Annotated in this window: 7 protein-coding genes; 3 read left to right on the forward strand and 4 right to left on the reverse strand. The window is 56.2% G+C overall.

Annotated elements, in window-relative coordinates; genetic code table 11:
• Positions 1 to 4 precede the first annotated feature (4 nt).
• The 4 genes from IIA05_05960 to IIA05_05975 form a co-directional block, all read right to left on the reverse strand.
• Positions 5 to 1,471: a hypothetical protein gene (locus tag IIA05_05960; protein ID MCH9026646.1), complete on the reverse strand. Its 1,467-nt coding sequence runs from the start codon at positions 1,469 to 1,471 to the stop codon at positions 5 to 7.
• Positions 1,455 to 2,207 (reverse strand): hypothetical protein, encoded by a 753-nt coding sequence (locus tag IIA05_05965; protein ID MCH9026647.1) that lies wholly within the window; start codon positions 2,205 to 2,207, stop codon positions 1,455 to 1,457. The genes IIA05_05960 and IIA05_05965 overlap by 17 nt, the downstream gene beginning before the upstream one ends.
• A complete protein-coding gene (locus IIA05_05970) occupies positions 2,204 to 3,133 on the reverse strand; it encodes a hypothetical protein (protein ID MCH9026648.1) in 930 nt (309 codons plus the stop codon). The genes IIA05_05965 and IIA05_05970 overlap by 4 nt, the downstream gene beginning before the upstream one ends.
• A gap of 95 nt (positions 3,134 to 3,228) precedes the next feature.
• Positions 3,229 to 5,064: an EAL domain-containing protein gene (locus IIA05_05975; protein MCH9026649.1), complete on the reverse strand. Its 1,836-nt coding sequence runs from the start codon at positions 5,062 to 5,064 to the stop codon at positions 3,229 to 3,231.
• Positions 5,065 to 5,269: 205 nt separating this feature from the next.
• On the opposite strand from IIA05_05975, the gene IIA05_05980 reads away from it, so the two are divergent.
• From IIA05_05980 to IIA05_05990, 3 genes are all read left to right on the forward strand, one after another.
• Positions 5,270 to 7,093, forward strand: coding sequence for a hypothetical protein (locus IIA05_05980; GenBank protein MCH9026650.1), 1,824 nt, complete (start codon positions 5,270 to 5,272; stop codon positions 7,091 to 7,093).
• A gap of 356 nt (positions 7,094 to 7,449) precedes the next feature.
• On the forward strand, positions 7,450 to 9,543 hold the full coding sequence (locus tag IIA05_05985) for a tetratricopeptide repeat protein (GenBank protein MCH9026651.1): 2,094 nt from the start codon (positions 7,450 to 7,452) through the stop codon (positions 9,541 to 9,543).
• Positions 9,544 to 9,745: 202 nt separating this feature from the next.
• Positions 9,746 to 9,985, forward strand: a 240-nt coding sequence (locus IIA05_05990) for a hypothetical protein (GenBank protein ID MCH9026652.1), incomplete at its 3' end; no start/stop codon positions are given.

Consider the following 9,985-nt stretch of genomic DNA (forward strand, 5'->3'; position numbering starts at 1 on the left):
CGGCTCACCCAACCGCGCCGGCCTTTTTTTTGTCAATCATCTGCTGCAAGTGTTTACGCCATTCGCGGTAGCGATCATTGATCGCGATCGCATTATCGGCAGCCGGTACAAACTCGTCATCTACCGATAACACCGGCAACGCCGGGTTGGCGAGGCGGGCGCCGCCATAGGCAGTTGCCTGCAGGTTCGTCGAACGCCGCACAGGTACGCCGCTCACGTCGGCAATCCGCTGCAACAAGCCATCGAGTTCCGCCAGGCCACCGCTGGCAATAATATTTTTTACTCCCGGCATGCAGCTTTCCATGGCCTGTAAATTGGCCTCGACCAGGAACGCGATGCTCTCGATGACCGCGACCGCTTGCTCGCCGGTGTCGCCATTGCCGATAAACACCGATTCCGCGTCGCTGACCCAGAACGGCGCGGCCAGGCCACCGATTGCGTTCACGAATAACGGCGGATTGGCCTTATTCGCCAGCCACTTCGGCAGTTGGGCGAACAGTTCGTCCTCGCCGATCTGCCGTGAATCGGCGAACCAGCTCAGTGCGGCGCCGGCGCCGTTGATCGTGCCTTCGAGCGCGAACATCGATTGGTGCCCATCTTGTAGCAATACACTGCGCAGCAATCCCTCGCAGACCAGGTATTCCGCCATCGGCCGTTGCAGGAAGGCGCCGGTCCCCAGGTTGAGAAAGAGTTGGTCCACCGGGTTGTCGGAGAAGGCGAACGGCACCGCCGATTGATCGCCGGTAACGACGGTCAGCGGCACCGATGTGCCGCCGAGCCGCAGATCGCACCAGGCATAGCGATTCGGTTGGATCGCCGGTAGCAGCGCCCCGTCGATGGCGAATGCGTTCAGCAATCGCGATGACCATTGACCGGTTCGGATATCCCACAGCAAGGTGCGCGAGGCATTGCATGGATCGACGGCGAAGACCTCTCCCCGGCTCAGGCTGAACAAGATGAAGCTGGCGAGAGGGCCGATGGCCAGGTCGTTCTCCTGCCTGGCTGATTTCACATCGGCGAGATGATCGAGACACCAGCGCAGCTTGCTCGCGCCATAATGAGGAGAGCGGGGCAGGCCGGAGATTTCCGCTACCTCCGGCTTACTCAGTGAAAGGCCTTCCAGGCTTTTCGCGGCCCGCGTGTCCTGCCAGGAGATAACGGGTGAAAGCGGGGTGCCCGTTTTTTTCGACCAGCACACGATGCTGGACCGCTGTGTGCATAAGGCCGCGCTGTGGACCTTCGCTGTCTTCGTGCCCAATTGAGCAGCAAGCCGATCGAGGCACTCGGCCACGGATGCGACCAGCTTGCCTGGGTCATGCTCGACTCTCCTGGGCGACGGATGGCTGGTGCCGATCTCGACTTCGTGCTCGGCGGCCGTATTTCCGTTTTCATCGAATACCAGCGCACGGGTCGCATGTCCGCCTTGATCGAGTACCAACGTCCACCGGCGGTCGTTAAGGTCGCTGGCCACTGTCTTGATCGTCGTTTGCCAGGAATTCCCCGATGAAATTCGTTTCCACCAGGTCTATGCCACGATCGAATAATTCCATTGCCTGTTGTCGTGTCTTGACGTCATAAACGACCCAGCGCCATTTTACCCTCGAGGGTAATTTTTGCTGAACGATCCTGGAGTGTTTTACAAACAGGTAGTCGGGTTGCAGATCGGTTGCAGCACCCAGGGATTGTGCATTGAATGCGCTTACGACCCAGCCGGTTTGTTTGGCGCCTCGGGTTTTCGCCATCGATACTGCCTCCGGGTCGAAGGAAATAATCACGCCGCGAGTACCTAGCTGATCGGCCAGCGGCAAGATCGCATCGATACAGCGGTCTTTGCCAAATCGCAAAATGCTGGCACGTTTGATTTCCACAAAAACCTGGCCCGCAAAAGTATCCAGCATGGCGACGACCTCCGCCAGGGACGGGACCATGGAATCGGCGAAGCGATCGCCAAATCGTCTGGGTTCGCCGACGGACAGATTGCGAACTTCATCCGCACCCAGTTCAAACAGATCCTCGTCACTCGTCCCGGTGCGCCGAGTGGTTTGATCGTGAATCACCATCGGCACCTGGTCGCGGGTTAACTGCACGTCGAACTCGAGATTGCCTGCACCGGCGTCTATAGCCGCACAAAAACCGGCCAGCGTATTTTCCGGGTAACTTGATGGCCACCCGCGATGCGCCACCAGGCTTTTGGGGTCAAGCGTCATTGCAGCAGCGAGGCGTTCCCGCACAGGCCAAGAATAATTGCGCGTGCGTTTGCGGGTTTATCGAGCAGATCGCGCATCGCGCTGATCACTGGAAAATCGTCGAACTCGATCAATTGGTGCTCGTCGAGCATTTGCAGCGCGTGAAACCCCTCGCCGCGAATATTGGTCCCGCTCGCCAGCAACTCATCGGTCTGACCGGCGGCCAGTTTCATGCCGGCGTTGCGATGGTGGGAGCCTGAACTGGTCGCCGTCGTGATCAGGTCGCCGGCGCCGGGCAGGCCGTACACGGTCTTGGCCTCGCCGCCGAATTTCTGCACGATCCGCGCCAGTTCGTTCAATGCGGCGGCCAGCAAAAAACCGCGGATGTTATCCCCCAGGCCCAGCCCGTCTGCCGCTCCGATAAGCGGGACATAGACATTTTTCAGAATGACCGCCCACGATGCACCGATTACATCGCGGCTGCCCGATACGTGCAGATGACTGCCGGCAAACAGATCGAGAACCAGCGAAATAACCGGCTCGGTTCGTGAAGCGACCGCGGCAAAACCGGGCAGGCCGGCGAGCAGGTTCTCGGCGATCATGGGTCCATAGAGCACGCCGAATTGTCGCTCATCGCCAAAAACAGCCTGCATGATGTCCGCGGGCGTATGGCCGTCGGCGTCGAGCCCCTTGGCAATGGTCAGGCAGGCCACATCATGCGGCGCTGCCTGATGGACTCTTTCAGCGATTTCCCGATGGGGGCTGGTGGGGATGGCGAACAGAATCAGATCGCATCCTGCCTCAAACATTTCCTCGAGAGGAATATTTTCCACCCCGGTATCCAGGTCTTTTTCCCAGATCGATATGCGGTGTCTTGGCACGAGGGCGGACTCGAGCGCGCGGCCGATTTCACCGTGACCCAGCATGACGATTTCACGTTGGCCCATAGCTATTCCCTTTACCGACGTTCCAGGCGATCAATAGTAAACGTTGAGCGTACCGAATAGGTAGTCCGGCAGATGGCCGCGGATATTGATGTCCGTCAGGCGCGTCTGGATTTGGTCGCTGGTTTGAGCAACGCGACCAGCGATTTCAGCTCATCGCTAAGCAGCCGGGGCCTGGCGATGCCAAATCCCTGTACATAATCGACGCCGATTTCCTTCAAGTGCGCTTTTATGGAATTGTTTTCCACGTATTCGGCGATAGTCTGCAGGCCCATCGCATGGCTCATCCGGGTAATGGCTTCGACGATCGCACTGGAAGCCTCGTCATCGAGAATTTCCGTGATGAACTGGCCATCGATTTTCAGGAAATCGATGGGTAGTGTCTTGAGGTAGGAAAAGGAACTCAGGCCGGCGCCGAAATCGTCGAGTGAAAAATGACAGCCGATCTTTCTCAGCGCAACCATGAATTTTGCAGCGCGATTCATATCGAGGATTGCCGCTGTTTCTGTTACCTCAAAGCAAATTGCTTGCGGGGGAATGTCGGCCCGCACGAATTCGCCGGCGACGAAATCCAGAAAACCGCTGTCGCAAAGCGACTGACCGGACAAGTTGATCGCGAACAGGCTTTTCGATTCGGTGAGTACTGTGCGATGTTTGCCAAGCAGATCCAGAGTTTGCCGGATCACCCAACGATCGATCGCGGGCATCAGCCGGCTGTGTTCGGCGTGCGACAGGAATTCGCTGGGTGAAATCGGCTTGCCATCGTGGTCTATGCCGCGCAGCAGGATTTCAAAATGCGGACTTTTGCCGCGCCCCTTTAACGGCTCGATACGCTGGCAGTAGAGATAGAAATTATCATCGCGTAACGCCTGTTGGATGCCCTCGATACCCTGCATGCGTTCCAGGCTGTTCAGCAGCATGGCATCGTGATGCTGGTACAAAGCGACCCGGTCGCGGCCACGATCCTTGGCGACGATGCAGGCGATTTTTGCCGCCGCCATGGCGCTTTCGACCGTGTCCGAGTCGGCGGCCAGCCGCGCTACGCCGATGCTGACGGTCAGCTTGATGGGGCGGTCATCCCAGATGATGCTCAGATCGCCGATAGCGCGCCGAATATCCTGGCCGATGCACCACCCCTGATCCAGCGAGCAGTCGCCGATCAGGATGCCGTATTCGTCGTCGCCGATTCGCGCCACCGGGCCGATCTCGTCAAGGTCTGCGGACAACAGCAATGCGACCTGCTGGATCGCTTCGTCGCAGGCCTGGTGGCCGAGCGATTCCGCGATGATATGCGTTTCGTCCAGATCCAGGTGGAGCAGGCAATGGTTGGCCGACTTGCTGTTCTTGCCGGACACCGCCCTTTCGAGACGGTATTCGAACTCCATGCGGTTGATCAGGCCGGTCAGATTGTCATGGCGTGCTTGCATGATCCTGGCAATATTGGCGGCGATGGCCTGCAAAAGAGTCTGTTCGCGTTTGCCGAAATCCGCCGAGTCGGGGCCATTGGCAACAAAAAGTATGCCCTCGACCTTGTTGCCGCTAACCAGGATCGGGGCGGCCAGGCTCTTGCACGAACCACCCGGCAGGATTTCTTTGCGCCTGGCGGAAGACCTGTCGCTGACAACCACGTTTTTATTCGCCGCCTGCAGCCAGGTATCGAGATCCCTTTCCAGTTCACGAATAACCTTGGCCGCGTTATCCAGCGAATGCGTGGCGCTGTCGCGGCGGATGTTGATACCCTTGTCGCGCAAAATAACGATGGCCAGCGAGACATCGAGATGGTCTACGCAACGCTCGACCAACTCTTTCAACGCATTTTGCACGCCACGGATCTGCAGGATCTGCTCGTTGCTGTGACAAATCAGATCGAGTTCCTTATAGCGTTTTGCCAGTTGCACCTTTTTCCGCACAACCGGCTTTTTGATGTCCGACATCCTGCGTGCCATCCCAGTGTCCCGGCGCCATGTCGAGGCGCAATCGTATAAATTTCAATGAGTTCTCATTGAAAGCTCGTTTTCAATTAGGCACTCTCGCACCGCACGACCGGGACTTCCGTGACCGGCGTCACGGCATGCGAGGTGGCCTAAAATCGTCCAAAAGCGTAGGGTTGTATTCAGCGAAGGGCGGGGGAACCCACCGATGTCCATTTTCCGGGAGCTCAAGCGTCGCAACGTATTTCGCGTAGCGGCAGCCTATGCGGTTGTAGCATGGTTGTTGATCGAGGTCACAGCCACAACCTTTCCTATTATTAAGCTTCCCGATTGGTCGGTAACTTTGGTAACAGCGTTCATATTTATTGGGTTCCCGCTGGCGCTGATCTTGGCCTGGGCGTTTGAAATCACGCCGGAAGGCATCAAACGTGAAAAGGATGTCGATCGCAGCCAGTCCATCACTCACGTTACCGGGCGAAATATCGACTACATTATTATCGCGGCACTGGTATTGGCGCTGGGTTTCTTCGCTTTCGACAAGTTCGTGCTCGGTCCGTCGCGGGACGCTGAATTGGTGCAGGCTACAACCCAAGCCGTAACCGAGCTGTCGACAGAGATCGAAAAATCAGAGATTCCAGATACTTCGATCGCCGTGCTGCCCTTCGTGAATATGTCCTCAGACTTCGAGCAGGGGTATTTCTCCGACGGTATCTCCGAGGAGCTGTTAAATGTACTGGTGCATGTGAATGGCCTGCGTGTGGCGTCCCGCACGTCATCCTTCGCCTTCAGGGGCGAAAACAAGAAATTGGCGGAGATCGCGGATGTACTGAAGGTCACCTACGTGCTTGAGGGTAGTGTCCGCAAAGCCGGCAACCGGGTGCGAATCACCGCCCAACTGATTGAGGCCGCGAGCGATCGGCACCTTTGGTCCGAAATTTACGACCGTGATCTGACCGATATCTTCGCGGTGCAGGAGGAGATTGCGAATGCCATCGTCGCGGCCCTCAGGGATTCGCTAAAGATTGAAATGGTGAGCGAGATATCGGTTTTGGCCGCGACTACCAACATGAACGCCTATGATTCGTATCTGGAAGCCCGTGAATTGTTCATAGCCCGAACTGATCTTGAGAGAAGCATCGCGCTGTTTGAACAGGCCGTCGCCCTGGATGCGGAGTTTGCCCGCGCTTGGGAGGGGCTGGCAGCCATTTACTCGGTCGCGCCAAGTTGGGGAATTACGGATCGAAATTATGCTGATTTGGCGCTCGAGGCAGCTCGGACAGCTTTGGCGCTCGATGATGGACTGTCCCTCGCATACTCAGTTCTCGGCGATGTTTTGGTCGGTCGCCCACCTTATCGCTGGCAGGATTCGTTCGAGAATTTCGGGCTTGCGGCCAAAAATGAAAGTAATAACGCAACCAACTTTTTGTGGCGTGCGATTAGCTATATGAAATTAGGATATTTTGACTTGGCGATGACAGATTTAGATCAATGCCTGAGCATCGAACCCCAATACAGAAATTGTCACAAGCACAAAGCAATACTTCATATCCTGCGCGGTGAACGTGACAAAGGTATTGCCTTGTATTTACGAACGCTGGAAAGCGGCGATCCTGGCCGTTCCCAGCAATTCGTTTCTGCCTATGCCTTGAGTGGGAATAGGGCTGCCGCCTTGTTTGCTGCGGATAGGACTACTGGTCGCACAGGCGCACCAATAAAGGATTGGGTCGACTTGATTGAGAACCCTGACCTGGATCGCCGCGAGGCATTGGCGGCATTGGATCGGTGGGTCAAAAGCGAGAATATTGACGTGAATCGGCTTGAGCCGATGCTAATTGCATTCGGGGCCTATGATCGAATAACACATGGCAGTACCGAAATTTATAGCATCTGGGCCCCTGAATTTGCGAAGTTTCGTCAAAGCCCTCATTTCAAGAGAGTGGTAACCGAGTTCGATATGTTGGCGTTCTGGCGATCGTATGGTTTTCCGCCCCAGTGCCGACCGATTGGCGACGATGACTTCGAATGCGATTAGCGCCCGGATATAAAAAGTTCGTTTTTTGACTGCGAATAGAAATCGCATTGCTATCTCGGTTATAGCCATCACCGGAATTGTTACCGCGGGAGCATTTCCTGGAAATTATCTGGGGAAGTTTCTGTGAGTTGAATTTCGGGGCAAATTGGTTGCTGTCCGCTTTGTAATTTGTGCTGGCCACCGGAAGTTCGGCCGCGCGCCCAGGACTTCAGTGACCGGCGTCACAACGTGCGGAGTGGTCTCAATTCGTCCAAAGGCGTAGGGTTGCACTCAGAATAGGGCGGAGGAAACCACTGATGTCCATTCTGAGGGAACTCAAGCGCCGCAGCGTCTTACGCATGGCGTTGCTGTACATAGTGGCTGCCTGGCTGATCATGCAGGTGACAGAGGTGCTGATTACCCTCGCTCACCTGCCTCATTGGATCGGACCAACCATCATCTGGCTGCTCGTTATCGGGTTCCCGATCTCCCTGATCTTCTCCTGGTTCTATGAGCTTACCCCTGAGGGCATCAGTCTCGAAAAAGACGTTGATCCAGAACAAGCGATAACTTATGTCACCGGTCGACGGCTGGACTTCATTGTTATTTCGATGTTAATTGCCGCCGTCATTTTGTTTGCATACGACAAATGGTGGATCGGTGGCCCGCCGGAGAAATCCATTGCGGTTTTACCGTTTACGAACATGAGTGATGATCCTGGGCAGGAGTACTTCTCCGACGGGATTTCCGAAGAACTGCTGAATCTCTTGGCGAAGATCCCTGAATTGACGGTGATTTCGCGCTCGTCGGCGTTTTCCTTTAAGGATAAGAGTTTGACGATTCCGGAGATTGCACGACGCTTGAACGTGGCCCATGTCATCGAGGGTTCTGTGCGTAAAGCGGGAAACCAAGTGCGCATCACTGCGCAATTGATCGAGGCCAGCACAGACAAGCACCTGTGGTCGGAGACCTACGACCGGGAACTCAAGAATATCTTCGCGGTACAGGATGAGATATCGGTGGCCATTGTTGGAGCTCTAAAAGAACATCTGGGGCTTCAGCTTGAGGTAGCGCCCCGGGTGGTTGCAGCAGCGAATACCGAGGCGCACGAAGCATACCTGAGAGGTCGGTTCCTGGTGGTCCAGCGCACGAGGACGACTATTGACGGTGCGGTTCGCGAGTTTGAAAAGGCGATTTCTCTCGACCCCGATTATGCGATTGCCCATGCGGAGTTGGCTACTGCTATCCTTTTACAAAGAATACACGGCCCCCTGACAGGCGCCGAAGCCATTGCTAAAGCTGCCCCACATGCCGAGCAGGCGATGGCGCTTGATCCGACTCTCGCCGAAGCCCACGCTGCTACCGGGTTTCTCTTGGCGAACCAGGCGAATTTTGAAGAAGCCCTGACACACTACAGGCAGGCCATCCAGATTAACCCCAACAATTCCATCGTCTATTCCCGGATGGCGGACATCCTCGGTGAAAACCTCGGACATTATAAAGAGACCTTTGCGATGAAAGAGATGGCATTGCGTCTCAATCCACTGTCGATCCTGGCTTTAGGTGACTACGTAGGTGCACTTATCGAAAGGAACCGGCTCGCCGAGGCCGACCGGGAACTGGAAAAGCTTGCTGTCATTGCCCCGGCCCAATACGAGCACTGGCGTGCCTTCCGGACGTCTCTCGGCGGGAAATGGGCTAACCAGACCCTGGGCGACCTGGATAGGTTGCGGATCGATCCGGAGTCCAAGCGGTTCAGAAATGGCCTGACCTGGGTATTCGCCTCCATCGGTCTCGAAAAAGAAGTGTTTGCCATTTCAGATGTTCCGCCGCCCTTTGTACTGACCCTGTTGGGCAAACCCGAAGACGCGGTTACGGTCGCACAGGCGCGCTTTGCCGGCACGCCGACTTCTCTCGGAGCCCGCCGCGATCTGGGGATGAGCCTGGCTGGCATCGGAAATTATGCTCGCGCCCGGCCTTTTCTGGAGGAGATGTGGCAAAGCAGCGGTGGACGGATCACGCGCTTCGGCTGGTTTTACGTCGATACCGCAGCGGCATTGATCGCCATCCGTCGCGACGCCGGAGATGCGGCCGAGGTCGGCGAACTCCTGGCATCGATGAGGGATAATGTGCGCCGCCTCCACGAGGCCGGGATCATCATGAACAGTACATGGTTTAGCCCTGACTATGACGAGGGTCTTGCCGCCTATCTGGCGGGTGAACACGAAAGAGGCCTGGCGCTGATTGCCAAGGCGTCGGAAGACGGGTTTTTCATCATGCAAAGGGCGGCTTATCTGCAAGCGCTGTATGACGATCCGGGTTTTGCCCCCATTTGGGCAAGCCAAGAGGCCCGCCAGGCTCGAGAACGTAAAAGATTCCTCGACATAGTCTGCACCGACAATCCCTATGCGGCCGTCTGGCAACCCGCCGAGGGGACTTGCGAAAAGTTTGCTGGGGAGGGTGGGAACTGACTCATTGTGACGTCTGTTTCTCCAAGGGACCTTGCCAAGTTCAGAATATTGCCCGTATTAGCTCACTCTGGGGCGATATGACCAATGTTCTACTACACTTAAGCAGTTAGCAGCGAAAAAACCGAGTCCGTCGAAAGAGAGATGGGTAGGCAACGGTCCTCGCTTCTTGCGGGTGGCCTTAGCCTCTCCTCGAGGAGGACACATGAAAGAGCGAAATCCCATCCAGGACGCAGTGCGTTACGCATTGACGGCCGGTGTGGCAGCATCGTTTGCGAGTATACCGTCCATGGCTTTTGCCCAGGACGACGAGGACGTTGCTGAACAAGGACTTATCGAGGTCACCGGATCCCGCATCAAGCGGGTCGACGTCGAAGGTCCATCACCGGTTGCTATCATTACGCGTGCCGACATTGAAAATTCTGGCAAAATCTCCGTAGCCGAT

This window comes from Pseudomonadota bacterium, from assembly GCA_022572885.1.
GTDB lineage: Bacteria > Pseudomonadota > Gammaproteobacteria > Steroidobacterales > MnTg04 > MnTg04.